The organism is Paenibacillus sp. FSL R7-0210 (genome assembly GCF_038009085.1).
Taxonomy (GTDB): Bacteria; Bacillota; Bacilli; order Paenibacillales; family Paenibacillaceae; genus Paenibacillus_AQ; species Paenibacillus_AQ silagei.
This window is the reverse complement of record NZ_JBBPAR010000001.1, coordinates 465,242-482,052: the sequence shown is the minus strand read 5'-3', so window position 1 is coordinate 482,052 and position 16,811 is coordinate 465,242. Positions and strand designations below refer to the sequence as shown.

Sequence of the window (16,811 nt, the reverse complement as noted above, 5' to 3'; positions counted from 1 at the left end):
CGTTTAGCCTAGCACTATGCCATACACACAGTGCTGGTATTTATGCTCCCTTAGCAGCAGAAGCTCCTCTACCTTGTCCGCAAAATACCCGCAGATCGGCAGCGTATTCTTGTCCATTGCGGTGCTGATCAGCTGTACATTCTGGGCAATATGGCCGGCTTCGAGCAAGGCAAGCTTATAGGCCAGACGGCCGTATTTCTTGAAGCTGTATGTTAAATCCGCCATGAAGAACAGCAGAATGGACGCGCCCTCCAGCGCCAGACTTCTCGCATCCGTCTTGTACAGGGTCATGGGGAACAGATGCTCCAGTTCTTCCGGCGGCAGTGCGCTGCGGAAACGGTACAGCTCTTGCTGCAGCGGCGCATAATAATACACACCGTCCTCAAGCCCTTCCACTCCACGGATATACATGTACAGCTTGATAGAATACATCGCACCGCCCGAAGGGTAGGTCCGCATGGAGATCTGCTTGCCTGCATGATGACTTCCCATATGCCGGTCCTCACCGCGCGGTCCGGCGGACCAGCTCAGCATGGCAGCCAGCTCGTCCAGCGACCAGGACGCCCCCATCTGGCCCAGCAGTGTAGATCTGCGCTTCAGCAGCAGCTTGTCGAGCCGTACCTCATATTTCTCCGGCAGGGACGGGCCGCGCTCCAGACTGACCATGTCCAGGTATTCCTCCAGCGGGACTTCATTGCCGGGGAACTCGTAGTTGTCCAGCGGCCGCTGGTTGAATCGCCAGGCCACAGAGCGTGGCTCCTCCCCGGCTATTTCCTCGAACAGCAGATCATAATCATAGAACTCGGATATCTGATTATGGGATGGTAACATTTGAACCCACCTCCTGATTGATTGTGAGACTCCAGAGCGTCCGGTACAGCGCATATTCATATTCAGGACTAATTCCGCAGCGGTTGTTCAGCATATGCAGGTGCGAATACAGGATGGATCTTATCCGCTGTTCATTCTGCTCCGCTGCTGCAATGGCGGCATAGCCGTCCAGCAGAGCATTCCGCAGGCAACGGTAATTACCCTGGCTCCATAGCAGACTATCCACTGAATCCCGCCAGTCGGGGTGCGCCGTACACCAGCGGGCAAGCTTGGATGTAAGCTCCATGTCGCCGAGCTGATACAGCCGCTGCCAGCTCTCCGCACTCTTGCGGTAGAAGGAATGGACCTCCCCCAGGCGGGGAATTCTTGTAAAGATACTCTCCGCAAGCTCTTCCAGCACCCGCATTCCCGTAAGCAGGCGCCGGGTGAAGGTGCTACCTGCCGTCAGCTCCAGGATACCGGCGGCCAGCCTGCTGGACTCCATGAACAGAGATTCCGTCAGCGGCATCAGTGAAGCACCGCCGTATCGCTCAACTTCCGGTTCATACAGCTTACTGATGATCTCGCCTTCCTCATACCAGTCCAGATTCTGCAGCTCAAGCGGCTCCCCGTCGAATTTATGGCCCTGGAAATATTCTTCCTTGCTCAGCTTGCGGATCGAGGGATAGCGCTGAATATATGCTCTCACCTTGTCAAACAGCTCTTCTTCGCCAAGCTCTCCATCCATCAGATACCGTACCCGGATATGCGGGCCGTCTTCCCAATATCTCAGAAAGAACCATTTCGAGATTCTTCCCCTGGCAGCGAGCCGCTCAAGCTGTTCGGCCAGCAGCAGAATCAGTCCGTCATAGCCCGGCTGGAACTGATAATACACCCTGTAGCTTTTCCACGTTTGCATAAATACCCCTCCTTATGGAAAAGGATGCGGGTCGGGGTTGACCGTAAAATCCTTGTCCAGCCCCCGCCGCTCTCTTTCCCGGATTAGCCTTTCCTTAATCACGCGTCTATGCTGCTCTCCGAACGTCATGGGCATCATGCCGGGAACCAGCACCTTGGCCGCACGGTAACCGAAGTCCGCCACTTCATCCGGAGTCACGTCGGCTATATACAGCTCCCCGTAACGGTCAATGACAGCAGCGGCCAGCTCCTCCAGATCACCGGCCAGATCATCATGAGTGAACCGGCCTCCAGGATCATAGGCATCGGGGTACAGCTCCTCCAGGGATGCCTTCTGCCGCCCATCTCCCCGCAGTACAAAGTCCAGCGCCTGGACACAGTTGCTCTCGCTGGCATAATACAGAACATGGTCTTCGAATTCAGTAACCGCCCCGGGATTGTTCACAAGCTGCTGCGCCCGTGTGTATGCACTGCCGCCTTCCTTCAGCTCCGCCGCATAGATAGGCAGCGAGGTGATAACCTCCATCGCTGCGGATTCCACCGCCTTGCCGGGAATGACATGGGCGGCGGCGGCATTATAGGCCTTCATGACAGCCCCCTCGCGCGTATCGTACGCCAGCGCCCATACACTGGGCACCTTAAGCTCCATTGAAATATCGAAGAAGCGGATCTGAATACCTTCCAGCTCCAGGAAATATATAAGCTGCTTCAGCGCCTCCAGCGGACTGCCGGAAATATCGATCTCCCGCAGGGGAAGCCGGTTATACCAGGCGCAGAGGAAGTTATCTCGTTCAATGACCTCGAATAGACCATGCAAGGCCGCCTCCTCCCAGGTGCTGCCCAGTGCCAGGCCGTTAGAGCTGTCATAGACGAACCGGTTGGTTCCTATTCTGAAATGTCCGTCCGCGAAGTACACCAGCTGCTCCGGCACCAGTACTTCCCTGTGCTCCCTCATTGAGAACACCGGTGTCCAGTACACAGGCAGACTCTCCTTGTAATGCTGCAGTCTGTAGGCCGGATGCGCCATGGTCTCAGCATCGTGAAGACCGAACACAGCAGGGTTCACCGCCTGCCCTGAGAGCTGCTCATAGGAGAATCTCTCTGCCGCAGGCGCGGTCCGGTCACACATTCCGCAATACCGCTCCAGGGCTTCAAGCACCGCCAGCTTCATGGCCTCCGGCCTCCGGTAGGCCCGGCCGAATCCGGTCTCAACATAAGCTGGTCCTATCCGCAGCTCCATTCCGCCGGCTTCAATATAGGAGGAGCGCAGTTCACGGTAGCGGTGGGTGATCGTTCCGCCATCGGGATCATACCACTTGCGCAGGATAGTCTCTGTATCCAGCTCTGAGCGCAGCCGGTAGGTGCGTCTGCCCTGCTTCACCGTATCTGCTGCCGTCTGCCGATGACGCGGGGCAGCCACGGATGGAGCTGCCGCCGAGCATACGGGACAGCCTTTATACTTCCGCAACAGATAACCTTCCGCGCGCAGGGCATCCCAGTGGATATGCTCAACATGGCCTATGTAGCGGTGAAGACGGTCCGCCGCAAGGAGGGCGCCGCGGATACAATCGGCAGCGAATCCGGCTGCCTGCGGTTGAGCCACGTACTCTGTCTTCTCGCCATACAGCAGCGGCAACAGTCCTTCCCTTCCGGTATCCTTATATTTCTGCTGCAGGCAGGCCATGCAGCCCCCGGTGTCTGCCTCATGATGCAGAGGACCCACAAGCAGCGTGTCCAGCAGAAGATGGAAGAAGAAGACGCCGCCCGGACCGGGAACCTCCCGGTAGAAGGGACTAAGGTCCTCCTCCAGCAAATGATCCAGGATGACGAACAGCACGGAGCTGTCTGCTACAACCCGCTCATCCGTCAAGCGGTAAGGGATCTTCTGCTTCTCCAGCTCAAGAACAACTTCCCGCAGAAACAGACTGTCCGTCCGGTATAACATGGCTTCCTTCATGGCCTCTCTCCTCCTTTCGCTGCACATGCAAGATGGTTATTCCCGTATTCTCCAGAACCGGAATCAACAGCTCCATGCTGCTATACTTGTCCCGAAATGCTTCTGTCAGCCCCTGCTCCGGCGGCTCCACCGGTGCAGCGCTCATCCGCTCATCTGCGGCATATGGGCTGGAAACGCGGATACCATTCTGCTGCACCTGAGCGTAGAACCGGATTAACACTGCCTGAATGGCCTCCTGCTGAGAGGAAGCGCAGCAGCCGTCTGTCCAGGCGCTTCCTGCCTTCCCGGCAGCAGCACGGTATGCGCCGACTCCGGGAATCCGCTCTACATAGATCTCAAGCTGCTCCGCTTGTGGGACGAAACGGCGGATCATAGCCTGGATCCGCGTATTCCCCGCGAGCTCCGCGAAGGCAAGCTTCCGGCCTTCCAGCACTGCCGGGCCTCCCACAGCTTCCCATGCCGTGAAGAGCTGCTCGGCCTGCCGTTCCACTCTGTGCTGCCGCCCTGCCGTAACCAGCCATTCTCCGGGCGGGCCGGGGTGAACCTGATTCAGCAGCCGCTCCAGATTGCGGCAGGAGGCGCGGACGATCTGCTCTGCATTCCCCTCGCCGCTATGGTAGCTTCCGTCAGAAGCGGTGGCTATTTTATAGGGAATCTGCAAAAGATCATTTCCATGATACACAAAGCTGTGCACAAGCTGATTCTCCAGACGCTCCAGGGCATCCAGGCATGAAGTCCAGTCCACAGCCTCCGCCGGCTCCGCAGGATCACTCCGCGTTTCTCTGACTGCTGTCCGCAGAACATCGGTGAGCAGCCGCTTGGGCTCAACCACAGTTTTGGCCCCCCCGAGGTCAATCTGAATGACGCGTTTGGCTGCCTGTGCTTCCTCGTCCTGAAGGCCGTCGCAGGCCGCAGCTATACTTTCTGCATAGCTAAGCAGAAGGGGCTGAGCCATTGCACTTTTCCACTGCGGATTGCCTTCCTCCACGGCAGCAGTGATCTCCAGTTCGTCACCTGGCGTCAGATAGCGCAGCAGCAGCGCTTTATCGGGAGTGATCACCCGCAGCTGCCATTCCCCGCGAGGCGTAAGAGTACCGTCCGAATTCCCGCCAGAAGACGCAGAGCGCTGCTCCCCGGGAAGCAGCCGCGCCGCCAACGCCTCGTCAACCGGCATCCAGTTTGCGGAGCGGTCACCGAACACGGCCTCCTTAAGCTTCCGGGCGGTTTGCGGGTTCGCTTTTAGCTGGTGCAGCCCTTGCTTGCCATATAGATACAGCCGCTCCTCCCGTCTAATGAACCAGTGTGTCATGTTCACTCTCTCCCGCCATCTTCATCTCCAGATAACTGTAAGCATCCTTCCAATCCATCCCGTAGCCTGATTCCACACTCTCGGAGGCCACGCCGGTGATGCGCTGCTTGCGCAGAGGTGAGATCTCCAGCATCGGCATTAAGGAATACAGGACAGCGGCTACGAACCGGTAGACGACGAACCCTTTATCGTGATAATGCTTCAGGAAATCGGGGTTGGAGAAAAAGGTCTGATGAAACGTACTGACCTGATCATGGCGTTCGAAGAAATCATCGCCGTAATACAGCTTGTCATGCACCAGCTCTCCCCGTTCATACGCCTGCTCCAGCATCGTCCACAATGAACTGATGAAGATCCGCAGCCGCCCAAAAATAAACTCCCGCTCAAACCGGCCCTCGGTAAAGCTCTGCACTCCGCTTGCTATAAATTTCTTTTCGGTATCCGTCCGGCCATGCAGAGCTTCGTGTATTCTGGACTCCATCCTTTCATCTTTTCTGAATTCGGCCAGTTGGGTTTTGAAATATTCAAAATTGGAGCGGAGCGACAGATATCCTATCTTTAGCCCCCCTGGACTGTTGCTGCCGGTAATAAAAAACATCTTGGCCGCCTCCACGTTCTGCCTGTCTTTAGGCAGCTCCACCCAGGACTCATAAATATCCGCAATCAGCCGGCTCTTGAGCAGCTCAATGCTGTAATTCACCTTGGCGCTGCACAGCGGATTGCCGTGGGTCAGCATGCTTCCCTCCTCTACCGTCACCTCACCGTCACGGCGAAGCGGCAGGAACGTCCCCGAATACTCCTCCATTAGGGCAAGCTTATTCACCATACGCTCGTATTTCACGTATTCATCCTCAGACCGTTCTCTGGAATACCGCTCCGCATGACGGCGGATCAGATCCTCAAGCTGCGGATTGGCATTAGATGCGTCCAGCGTAACTTTAAGATGGAACCCATAGACCCAGCTTTTCTGCAGAATGAGATTCTCCAGCTTCGAGGTCTGGACGAACGACAGGATGGACCGGACCAGTAAGGCAGTCGCTTTGCTGTCGTATAAATAACAATTAATAGTTCGCAGCTGCATATTCCTCTTCCCCTCCGCATGTAATTTCGTAGGTATACTCCAGCACATGATCAAGCTCCGTGTCCGCGACCGGATACTCCTCTTCGATTAAGAGATGTTCTCCCTTGGCCGCAAGCTGCAGGAATACCTGGAAGAGCAGCGGCGAGGATAAATTAATGAATTGCGGCTTGCGTTCTGTCGCCTCTGAAGCCGGTTCTGTGCTTGTGCTGAACGGCCTGGCGAAGAACCGGGTAGGAATACCGTTACTATCACAATAATCAATGGTGCGCTTCCAGGCTGTGAAGCGTTCCTTCTCACTGAGCGCTCCCGATAAGGCTGAAGTGCTGAGCAGCCACTTCTCCCGGGAAACCATCAGTTCATGTTCGCCCAGCCAAATCCGGGGAACATGGATAACCGTCTCATCCTTTCCTCCTGCCGGCTTCAGCCTCTCACGCAGAACCAGCTCCCCAAGGTCAAAATAACTGGTCCCATGCGAGGACAGGATATCGAAGGTCGTCAGAATTGCCGGGGCGGCTACCAGCACCAGCGTACCCAGAAATTGCGGACGCACGGTGTTACCTGTCGTAGGATCAAAGAACTCAGGGCTTTCCGTGGAGGGATTGTACCGGAACCCCAAATCCAGCCATGAGAGGGACTGCCCGCTCTCGGTCATAGACTGAATGGGCAAGGCGATCTCTTTTTGCACCGTTCTCTTGCGGATATTGGCATTGAAGCCGAAGGTATTGCGGATATCTGCCACCTGATTCCCATCGAAGCATTCCCGCAGATAAGCGGCGTATTCGCTGCCGGAGTCCTCCAGATACTTCAGAAACCGGGCGAAATAAATCGAGAACCCCTTATACATATGGTTCAGTACCATACGTTCCCCGCTCTCCTGTACAAAAAACGAGTGTGAGAGCAGGCGGTCCCCGAGCACATCCTGAATCTCACGCTGCCAGGCTGCTGTCTGTGTATCAGAGAGGACAATCTCATCCTGCGCGGCGGCTTCGTTTAGGAATCCCGTCAAGCGGCTGGCGATATTGTGCAGACGCTGAGTCTTCTTATGGCTGAATGCTTTATCCCAGTTGAACAGTCCGGAGGTCTCCTTCAATAACTCCGGGTCCGAGAAGAACACCTGGGCCATATCCCGGAGTACCCTTGAAGCCTCCTGCGAGTTCGCGGGAATGTAACTTGTACCGTAATGGCTCTTGAAGAACTCCCCTGCGGCGAACTGCATCTTAACGACCGTGTCGAAGCACATCATCAGCCATTGGTAACGGGATAACTGGGCCAGCCGCCCTTGCCGGCCTGCATAGTCCTGGGTCTGCACCGTCTCATCAATACCGTCAATATACAGCAGGCTGCGGCGGGGCATCGGCTCCAGGCCGAACAATGCAGCCAGCGCTTCGGCACACTCATACAGGCGATCCGTAGCTTCCATATCCAGCGAGTCACTGAATTGTCCGGTCAGGGCGTTCAATTCGTGCAGCAGCGGAATACACGGGTGATCTACACCGTAGCGTTCCAGCTTCCGCAGCAGCTCTTCAGGCAGATTGCCAGCTTGCTCGTTCAGATAGTCAGTCCGCTCCAGCACCCCATTGCTGATCAGCTGGCGCAGGGTATTGTCTGCCTGTTCGCCGGAGACACCAAGAGTGTTGAGGAGCTCCCGCATGGCCGGATAGGCGAGCACCTCCACCTCCTTAAGTCTCCCGAACAGCTTATGCAGTGCTTCACTGGCGCGCAGTGTAACAAGCCCCTGTCTCGATTTATACAATTGGCGTTCACCTTTGGTGTTCTGCAGCACAGTAATATAATATTTCCCCTCGAGCTCCACGCAAGTGGCATTCAGGCGGTATTCGAGCCGCGTAATCCACTCCGGCTCAAGAAACAGCTTGTCGTAGATTTGCAGGATCAGCGAATCATTCAGCCGGGGATAGAGCCGCTTGGCGCCTGTCTTCCTCACACCGCTGAAGTTTCCGATCCCGGAGTAGGTGAGATTAGCGAAGGGACTGGTCTTCATGCTGGCCCGGGTCAGAAATTTAACCAGGGTATAATCGAGCTTGCGCAGATTCCGGTCATGCTCCTCAGCCGGAGTCCGCAAGTATTTAGCAAGCTTGGCTGTTATCGCACTGTTTACAAACGTCAGGGCATCCCGCAGCTCCCGGTCCTCCAGATAAATTCCCTGCAGCCAGCGGCGGTCCGCTGCGGCAAGCGCCTCGAATTCCTTCTGTACCTCTTCCATCCGTTCCCTTTGCTGCTGCCGCAAGGCGAATACCTGCCGGGTCTCGCCGCGCAGCTCTTCGGTGAACAGGGCTTCCACTTGGCTGTACCGCTTCTCGGCGCTGGCTCGCTCATTGAAGAAGTCACGCTTGAACCGGATCGCCTCCATCCGCTCGTCATCCCGCTCCAGGCTGCCGATCTGCCGCTGCATTTCTTCCGTGATATCAGCCAGCCGCAGCGCCGGTTCGCCCGCGCTTTGCCGCACCGCTGTATACCGCCCGCTAAGATTCCCCATATACTGGGCTACATATCTAAGCGGGAAATTGGTTTGTCTGTACATATAAAGGGGTGATACCCGCATCTTTCCCACTCCTGTCTATTTATTCGGGGACCCTCCGGGACCGGCCGGCCTGCCCGAACATTTGAATAATGGCCTGATAACTGTTGAGTCCAAACAGCAATGCATTCTCGTCAATGTCAAAAGCTCCGGTGTGAACGTTGTTATTCTCCCGCACATAAGCGCCGATGAAATAATAGCAGGTCTTGACACCGGGCAGTTCCCTGGCATAGAAGGCGAAGTCATCGCTGGAGAACAGGAACGGCGCCTCCAGCACCTGATCCCTGCCAAACCTGGTACCCAGCAGCCGGGCCGTAAGCCTGGTCAGCGCCGGATCATTCAAGCAGCAGGGATACTCGGAAATAATCCGGCTGTCCAGAATCCCCCGCACCTGACAGGATGCGGTTAGGGCATCCATTAGCTGCCGATACCCGTCCCGGAGTGCGTCCGCTTCCGCAGAGCGGATTGTAAGATACAGCTTCAGCCGGTCCGGGATCACATTATAGTAGCCATTCGTTTCCACATGCGTGATCTTGCAGAACTGCCCGGCTGTTTTATAGGCCTCCTGGAAATGCTGCACCTCGGCGATCACCCGGAGAACATCCGGCTGGTCAGAAGCATGGCCGGAGGCCAGCTCCAGCAGCAGCTCCGCGTTCAGGCAGCCTGCCAGGGCAAGGCCGGGCCGCAGGGAGAAATACCCGGCATACAGATCCGGTGTGACATGAAGCGAATACAAGTATTCCAGCTTCTGCGCCCGGAGCAGGGGAATGAGCTCCCGAGCTCCCGCCATCACTTCCTCGGCCGCCTGAAAGATAAAGCGGCAGTTCACAGCCGGTGCGCTCCGGTCCACCCAACGGATGAGCTGCAGCAGAATGGACATATGGGCATCATGTCCGCACGCATGGCTTAGGCCGGGATGCACGCTTCGATAAGGAGCATCCGCTTTGGTATCCTCAACCGGCAGGGCATCCAGCTCTGCCCGGAAGCCGATGACCGGTAATCCGGCGCCGCCCTGATAGGAAGCGATGATCCCTTTTTCCGACGAATGCTCGATTCTGATCCGGGTGGTATACCAAACAATGTAATCCTCAATGTATGCCCTCGTCTTCTTCTCCTGCCCGGCAAGCTCAGGGATGCGGTGCAGTTCCCTGCGGGTCCTCCGCAGCTCCTCCAGCTCACCGGCGCCTTGCTTAAGCGACGATTGCATTCTTTTTGTAGCGGTAGACTACGAGAGTTACAATCAGCAGCAGCCCAATGTTCAGCGTCATCATCAGAATACTTTGAAGGGCATCGCCTCCGGTATAAAGGGTCTTAACCGCTTTGCTCAGATAATAGCCCGGGAAGAAGCGCTGGATATGGGTCATGAAGCCCGGAACCGAGAATCCCAGATCATTCGTGATGTTCATGGACATGAAGCCCAGGTACAGCGGGAAGGAGATCGATTGCAGCGACACAATGTCCAGCAGGAAGCCGAGAATCAGGCCGAGGAAAATATAATATAGACTGGAGTACAGCGCCAGCAGCTCCATCTTCAGCAGCACCGTGTCCATTCTCAGGTGGAAGACAGCGGCGCCAAACGTGATGATTACCGCCGCGATCACCACATTCAGGATCAGTTGAACCAGAGCGGTGACGAAGATGAACTTGCCCGGCGAGTAAGGGGTGACGGTGTAGATGCTGCCGATATAAGACTTCTCTTTGGCCACCCGGGTGCTCAGCGTATTCAGTCCGCTGCCCGCTGTTCCGAACAGGGTACAGAATACCGCCAGATAAGTAATAAACTCCCCTTGGCCGTGATCAGGCTTCACGAAGGCATTCAGAGCAAGGAAGAACCCAAGCGGCATCACGAGTGTGAAAAATACAAACCTCTTGTTACGCAGCACCTTGAGAATTTCATAGCGGATAATTGTAATCATGCCTGCATCACTCCTTCTTCATAGTGGTCATAAATTTCACGGTAGCAATCCTTCACTTCCTTAAGCCGTTCTTCATAAGGAATCTGCCGCTCCTTCAAGACATCCACCAGCCGGGATTGCTCCGCCGGATGAAAGACATACAGTCTTCCATCCTCCACTAGACCGCCGAACCGGCGCTGCAGCTCCTCTGCTTCCTCTGCTTGCGCGGGATGGACAACGAGGATTTTCTGGGCATTCAGATCCTCCTTGCTTACAACCGCAGCGACCTTCCCTTCTTTGAGAAAAATAAACCGGCGGCAAAAGTCGTTCAGCTCATCCAGATGATGTGAGGTTACGAATATGGATTTACCCTGCCCCTGCAGCTCCTTGATCTTACTCCAGAACATTCTGCAGGCGGTAACATCCATGCCGACCGTCGGTTCGTCCAGGAACAGCAATTTGGGATTGGCTACCAGAGAGAGTGCGAAAGACAGTCTGCGCTTCTGCCCGCCGGACAGGCTCTGGACCATACTGCGCGTCTCTTGCACCAGATCCCCGGCCTTAAGCAGCTCATTCGTATCTACCTTGGATTTGCTATAGCTCTTATGCAGTTCAATCAGCTCCTTGACCCGCAGTCCATCGGGGAAAAGATCCTTTTGCAGCATCATTCCGACATCCTTGTGGTTATCGAAATGCCGCTCTATGACCCCGGCATCGATACTGGTAAGCCCTAGAATAGAGCGGATCATCGTCGTCTTGCCCGCCCCGTTCGGTCCGATTAAGGCGATACTCTCGCCTTCCGCCACATCAAAGCTCACTCCGGCCAGCACCTGCTTATCCTTGAACCGCTTCTCTACAGCTTCTAATTTCAGCAGCATTTGCAAGTTATTCTCCTTCTTTCTGTTATCGTTTATAGTGTTCAGGGAAAGGGATGGGGCGCCTGGTTGACCCCCGCCGAATCCATCCCCCAGTACTGTGCAGCCTGCCGGATGCGCCGTCCGCAGAGCATCCGGCCTGGTTCACCGAACCACATCGGCTGCATCTGAGGTACAAGCACTTTGACCGCCTCCAGTCCAAGCGCCTTGTAGCCCTCTGGTGTCTGACGGACGATGAACGCCTCGCCGTAATGGTCCGTCATCCGGTTCAGCAGCGCTGAGGTTTCTTCCGCCAGATCAATCACCGTATGCTGAAGCTCCCCGTAGAACCGGGCAAACCGCTCGCGGATGCTGTATTGACCGCCGCCGTTCAGGAAGCTAAAGTGCTGCCGTTCTTCCTGAAGGAAATAGAGAATGGGATGATCCTCGACCCGCCGTACCCCTTCATGGCGGATGCGCCGGGCTTTCTCACGGATCTCTGCGGCATGAGTGCCGTAGTATTCCAGCGCCAGCAGCATTTCTTCCAGCGCCGAGAGGATGGCCTTCTCCGGATGGGGGTGGGCACCCGCCGTACTGTAGGCAGCGAACTGGTTCTCAGTCTGTCCCAGACAGAGGGCCCAAATGACAGGAATCTCTGTCTCCATCGTGATGTCGAACAGCTGCACGGTATACCCGAGCGCCGTAAGCCGTCCGGTCATATAACGGATCTGTGCATTCTCTACCGAATCCGGCAAGATCTCGGGCGGTGAACGCCGCAGGTACCAGTGGTTCAGGAAGGCATCCCGCTCAATCAGCTCCAGACAGGCATAATAGATACCGTCGAGCAGGGTTATGCCCAGGGCATTTCCGTTGGAATTGCCTTTGTAAATCCTCGGCCCGGCTGGATACCCGTCATCCGGCTTATAATAGGCCAGGCATTCCGGGACATACACTGTGCCTTGCCGCTTCCAGTCAAAGGCAGGTATCCAATTCAAGGGCAGCTCCTCCTGGTAAGCTGCTATCTGTCCGCTTCCCTTCACCGCATCGGTGAACAGCAGCGGATCGATGACTGTCTCCCGTTGCTGCAGGCTCCGGGTGCCGGATCTGACACTCAGCCCTTCCCGGCCGCGCGGGTGCATTCCCGCATAACGTTCCAGCGCCTCACACCTCGACTTTAGCTCGCTGGCTCTATAATCCGTTGAGCTGCCTATGCCAAGCTCATATTTCTCCTCCCTATAGATTCTGAAGAAGCTGGTCAGCGAAAAGAAGGAACGGGTATTTCTATCCCTGTAGATCATAAAATTGGAATCTGCATTGCCTGGCGCGAATACGGCATCGCATACCGCAGTAGGCTGAGCCCGGTATGAATCGCCATACCGGAACATCGGTTGCCGTTCAAACGCCTGGCGGATTAGGGCGGTGTCGTCCTCCGGTTCAGCTGCGTCACAGTGCTTACAACGGTGTGCAGGCCAGAAGGAGTACCTGCGGACATTGCCGCCGGGTTCCAGCCGGTAATAGTCGAGCACGCCGGGCACCCCGGTCTGCCGGAGCAGCAGAGCCAGACATTCCTGCACCAGCTCTTCATCCACGCTGTAGCTTCCAATGAGCTCACTCCGGCCTTCATCCCCGGGCAGCCGCTCATTCGCCCTAAGGTTCTCGTTCCTCCGTTGCCCGAAGCAGGACGGACAGCCTATCCCGCCCGGATTGAATATAGGCCCGGCAAGCACTTCATGAACATCCACCTGCAGTAGCGCAAATCTCTCCTCGCGGGGCCAGACCCGCTCCCTGCCTGTCTGGTGAGCGTAGGCTATGAAGCATAGCAGCCGTTCCCCGCCGAGCTCAAGAACCACCTGTTCCTCCAGGCAGTGCACCGCCTGATCCAATGTCGTTACTGCTGTCTTCATCGCCGTTCACCTCCTAAGAGAGAGAAGCCGTATCTGCGGGACAGACCGTCCTCATACCGGCAAAGCGCACCATAGCCCGCTTCAGGAAAAGGGGACGGGTAAGGCCCGGCGGGATCACTATCTCCTCTACGAATTTGGTTCCATACCCGGAATACCGCGTCTTCCAGGTCTTCACCGATTGCGTTATACCGCTTCCCCTCGTATTCAGCCTCTATGAGATACACAATCATGAGGGCTTGTAACTTCTTATATCTGACCTGTGAAGGAAGCGGCAGCTTCGTATCCGGCCAGAAGGCAAGGCGGCCTGAAGCCAAATCCCCCTGCTCCAGTTCTTCGGCATCCCCGGCTCCCTGGCGGTTCAGGTAATGCAGGTAGGCGGCCTGGTCGGTTAACCCCGGCGATAGCTGACGATAGCTGTAGCAGTGCTCCAGCAGATAGGCATACAGATCCTCCAGTACCCGGCGTTTGCTGGGTCCGGCGAAGCTCACCGCCCGGCCGCCGGCATCAGCGTCCAGCCTCCAATAACGGTCGAAGCGGAAATCGATGCTCTTGACCACTGCGCTTACCAGCTCCTGTGAAAGAACCCCCTCGTCAAAGGCCGCCCCCTGCAGATGCTCCAGCAGACTGCATTGAAGCGGGCAGCATTCGGCATGAGCTACTTCAGGCAGAGACTGGATGGACTGAAGTCCGAAGGCATCTAATCTGACCAGCTTATTACCGGTATACTTCCCGGCTCTCATAAAGGCAGGAAGCGGGAATCTGAACCGGCTTGCTGCAGGATACTGTAAGCCCAGACAGCGTGGACAGACTCCGGCGGACAGAATGACCCGGTCACCCAGTTCATACGCATCTGCCTCTGTGGCCATCTGCTCCGCTCCGTTCAGCTTGTGCCGGAGATCCGCCAGCCGCTGTGCTGCGGCAGGAGACGGCTGCGGATGTGTGAATAACCCGACAAGCTGCTCATAACCTGCCGTTTTGAGCCTGATCCTCCTTTTGCGGCCAATGACTTCAGTACCCTCTTTAGCTTCCAGAATACGTACCGGTTGCTCGCCCATCGCTTTATCCCCCCCTTCTGAGCGGTTCTTTATGCATTTCGTACACAAACTCAGTGGTATATTCATTGTCATACGGATCGGGTAGCGCCTCTTCGAACACAACGGCCAATTCCCCGTGCTGCCTGCGGCAGCGTTCCCTGTGCTTAAGCCATTCCATACAATACTGCGGCTCCTCTGCGTCCAGAAAAATAGGCTTATGCAGCCCGGATTCGCCATATTCGATGTGTAGCCTGTTGTAGCGGACAGGAAACAGCCGGACGAATGAATGCAGCGGAACATGATAGGTCTCAAGCAGCTCATGAAGCCGCAGATATCCGTCGAAATCCGGGGTTACCCCGGCAAACAGCTTCGCATGAAGAATGGTTTGCCTTCTGTGCAGGATCAGCTTCCCGTAGCTGATTCTGCCGATATGCAGGCATTCATCAACGGCGAGCTCATCATAGTCCAGTCCAGTTCCAGTGAGGAAACCGGATTGGGTGAGTAAGGCAAGATTCCTGTATTCCTCGGGCAGACAAGCCGGGGCCAGCGTACCTGTATATAGGGGAACCACCCGCTGCTCCCCGGACTGCAGCTCGAAGCTGGTGCGTTCGGCATTCCATATCAGTACGGCATCCCGCAGCTCCGCAGCCAGGCTACTGCCCTCTGCAAAACCATTCATATTGGGATTGAACCCGCAGGAGGGCGAGTAGGTGATTAGCTGCGCCTCCTCTCCGCAGTGGAGCACTTCTTTGATCCGTTCAGCGATAGCCTCATGGCTCTCCGGCAAATGATACATGGAATAAGCCAGATAGCTGTTCTTGCAATCATTCAATACAAGCTCTCCGGCGCCGCTCTGCTGAAGCCAGAAGCCTGCTGTGGCAGGCTGGCGGATATGGAGGGCCTGCAGCCCTGCCTTCAGTGAAGCCAGATCCGCACGCTCTAGTGCAACATCCTCTCCCGATGCTGCCGCAGCCAGCTTCATCCGGTACTGATCTCTCAGCTCCTCCAGATGCGCTACTGCGGGAGCATTCTCGAATACACTTCCCCTGCAGGTTCTGTTCAGCGCTACATGCTGCTCATACTCTGCGGCATACCTGGACAGGCTTGGCTGAAGAGAGGCATAGGCCACAGGGAGCGTATCGTGCAGATGATGCTCCATATAGAGCCGGAACTTCAGGCGGTTATCGAACACCGGCAGCACTTCAGCCCACTCTGCAAGCGGATCACGAAGCGGCTCCACTTCCACTTCCAAAGACGGACCGGCTGGTGCATCTGTGTAGCTGTCCTCATTAAACGGGTTGGCCGGATATCTGCCTTCCCATCCAAGCCATTCACAGCAGCGGTTCACATGCTTTTGGGCGATTTCCAGCAACCTCTCCCTTTGCGCAACCTCATGGGTCAGTTCGATCTGACCGGACAACAGACGGATGGCTTCCAGATGCTGAGCCAGGGACTGTATCCTGCTGCTTCCGGGACGAAACTCAGAAACGGTCTCGATGAATACCTCCAGTGTAAGCGGCCCGCTCTCCCTGTGGATCGTATTCTTGAGGTAGCCGCAGCGCACCAGCTGAACCGCCTTGGCTGTCATAGCTTCTAGGCTTTCGTTCCAGATCAGCGCCAGTTCATCCAGGGTGACGATACTGCCCGGTTGGATTTTGGCGGCAGCCGGCATCTTCAGGCGGTAACTTCGCTTCGTTCTAATATAGAGTCCAGGCTCTGCCGCCTGCGGTCCAGTGCTTCCCTCCGTAAGAAGGGTTCCCTCTTGCTCCCTGTACTCCACCTTATAGCGGCTGGCCCGTATCACCTCGGGAAGCAGCAGCCATAGCTCATACCAGTGAAGGAGAATCCATTGAGCGAAGCTGATCCGGCTCTCCCCTCCTGTCCCCGGCCCCCGGCAGATTGAAGTGAAGGAAGAGAGCGGTGCTGTTTTGGCAAAAGAACGCATCATCATTTTCCATACCTTTCCGCTTTTTTTCGAGCTATACGATTTGTTCAATGAACAATACATTTCATAGTTAGTTAGCAGCAGTGCATTCTGCACACTCGGTTGCTGCCGGAACAGCTTATACAGCTCCTGTTCCTGCATTTGGCATTCGTTCTTGAAGCGGATGGTTAATTCCTGATGCCGCTCCAGCAACCCGCTGCCGGTCTGCTCCAGAGAGAGCGCCTCAGCCATAAGCGCCGGTGCGACTCGGTTTGCCTTCGGAATCTTTCCGGGCTGAATTCGCCCTTTGCGGACTCCCTGTTGCAGCCGGATATAGGCAATCCGTACCTCCGGCTCTTGTTCTATGCGCTCGGACAGCCGCTGCTGCAGCAATTCCTTACGCTGATTGAATCCTTTACGTTCTTCACAATAAGCTAGAAGCTCCTGGTAGAAGCCATGCTTAATCTGCATCAGGTCACTGGAAGGAACATGATTCCTTCTTTCAAACAGGAAGGTTCGACTCAACACGGCTCCCCCTTCTGGGATTGTTTATTGGATGGGCACGGCTTATGCCGTCCCATCCATGGTT

At 56.0% G+C, this 16,811-nt stretch carries 12 protein-coding genes; all 12 read right to left on the bottom strand.

Translation table 11 applies throughout. The features are described 5' to 3' along the window. Positions 1–3 precede the first annotated feature (3 nt). Genes MKY64_RS02180 through MKY64_RS02125 form a run of 12 tightly spaced genes read right to left on the bottom strand, consistent with a single transcriptional unit; the run spans position 4 to position 16,747 of the window. Positions 4–831 (bottom strand): SagB family peptide dehydrogenase, encoded by an 828-nt coding sequence (locus tag MKY64_RS02180; RefSeq protein WP_051478667.1) that lies wholly within the window; start codon positions 829–831, stop codon positions 4–6. After that, a complete protein-coding gene (locus MKY64_RS02175) occupies positions 815–1,729 on the bottom strand; it encodes a thiopeptide-type bacteriocin biosynthesis protein (protein ID WP_340950695.1) in 915 nt (304 codons plus the stop codon). The genes MKY64_RS02180 and MKY64_RS02175 overlap by 17 nt, the downstream gene beginning before the upstream one ends. Positions 1,730–1,741: 12 nt before the next feature. Further along, the gene (locus MKY64_RS02170) at positions 1,742–3,685 is read right to left on the bottom strand and encodes a YcaO-like family protein (protein WP_340950692.1); all 1,944 of its coding nucleotides are present in this window, start codon (positions 3,683–3,685) and stop codon (positions 1,742–1,744) included. Beyond that, positions 3,627–4,994: a hypothetical protein gene (locus MKY64_RS02165; RefSeq protein ID WP_340950691.1), complete on the bottom strand. Its 1,368-nt coding sequence runs from the start codon at positions 4,992–4,994 to the stop codon at positions 3,627–3,629. The genes MKY64_RS02170 and MKY64_RS02165 overlap by 59 nt, the downstream gene beginning before the upstream one ends. Then, positions 4,975–6,075: a hypothetical protein gene (locus tag MKY64_RS02160; RefSeq protein ID WP_340950688.1), complete on the bottom strand. Its 1,101-nt coding sequence runs from the start codon at positions 6,073–6,075 to the stop codon at positions 4,975–4,977. Before MKY64_RS02160 ends, MKY64_RS02165 begins: the two co-directional genes overlap by 20 nt. After that, positions 6,056–8,635 (bottom strand): lantibiotic dehydratase, encoded by a 2,580-nt coding sequence (locus MKY64_RS02155; protein ID WP_340950686.1) that lies wholly within the window; start codon positions 8,633–8,635, stop codon positions 6,056–6,058. Before MKY64_RS02155 ends, MKY64_RS02160 begins: the two co-directional genes overlap by 20 nt. 19 nt (positions 8,636–8,654) lie before the next feature. Beyond that, positions 8,655–9,818, bottom strand: a complete 1,164-nt coding sequence (locus MKY64_RS02150) for a M20 metallopeptidase family protein (protein WP_340950685.1) — start codon at positions 9,816–9,818, stop codon at positions 8,655–8,657. Further along, a complete protein-coding gene (locus MKY64_RS02145) occupies positions 9,802–10,527 on the bottom strand; it encodes an ABC transporter permease (RefSeq protein ID WP_036732404.1) in 726 nt (241 codons plus the stop codon). The genes MKY64_RS02150 and MKY64_RS02145 overlap by 17 nt, the downstream gene beginning before the upstream one ends. Beyond that, positions 10,524–11,384 carry an ABC transporter ATP-binding protein gene (locus MKY64_RS02140; RefSeq protein WP_209872394.1) on the bottom strand — a complete coding sequence of 287 codons (861 nt, stop codon included), beginning with the start codon at positions 11,382–11,384 and terminating at the stop codon, positions 10,524–10,526. Before MKY64_RS02140 ends, MKY64_RS02145 begins: the two co-directional genes overlap by 4 nt. Before the next feature lie 41 nt (positions 11,385–11,425). Beyond that, positions 11,426–13,264 (bottom strand): YcaO-like family protein, encoded by a 1,839-nt coding sequence (locus MKY64_RS02135; protein WP_340950682.1) that lies wholly within the window; start codon positions 13,262–13,264, stop codon positions 11,426–11,428. Continuing rightward, complete coding sequence (locus MKY64_RS02130; protein WP_340950680.1) at positions 13,261–14,319, bottom strand: hypothetical protein; 1,059 nt, start codon at positions 14,317–14,319, stop codon at positions 13,261–13,263. Before MKY64_RS02130 ends, MKY64_RS02135 begins: the two co-directional genes overlap by 4 nt. Positions 14,320–14,323: 4 nt before the next feature. Beyond that, positions 14,324–16,747 (bottom strand): hypothetical protein, encoded by a 2,424-nt coding sequence (locus MKY64_RS02125; protein ID WP_340950679.1) that lies wholly within the window; start codon positions 16,745–16,747, stop codon positions 14,324–14,326. Positions 16,748–16,811: the final 64 nt, after the last annotated feature.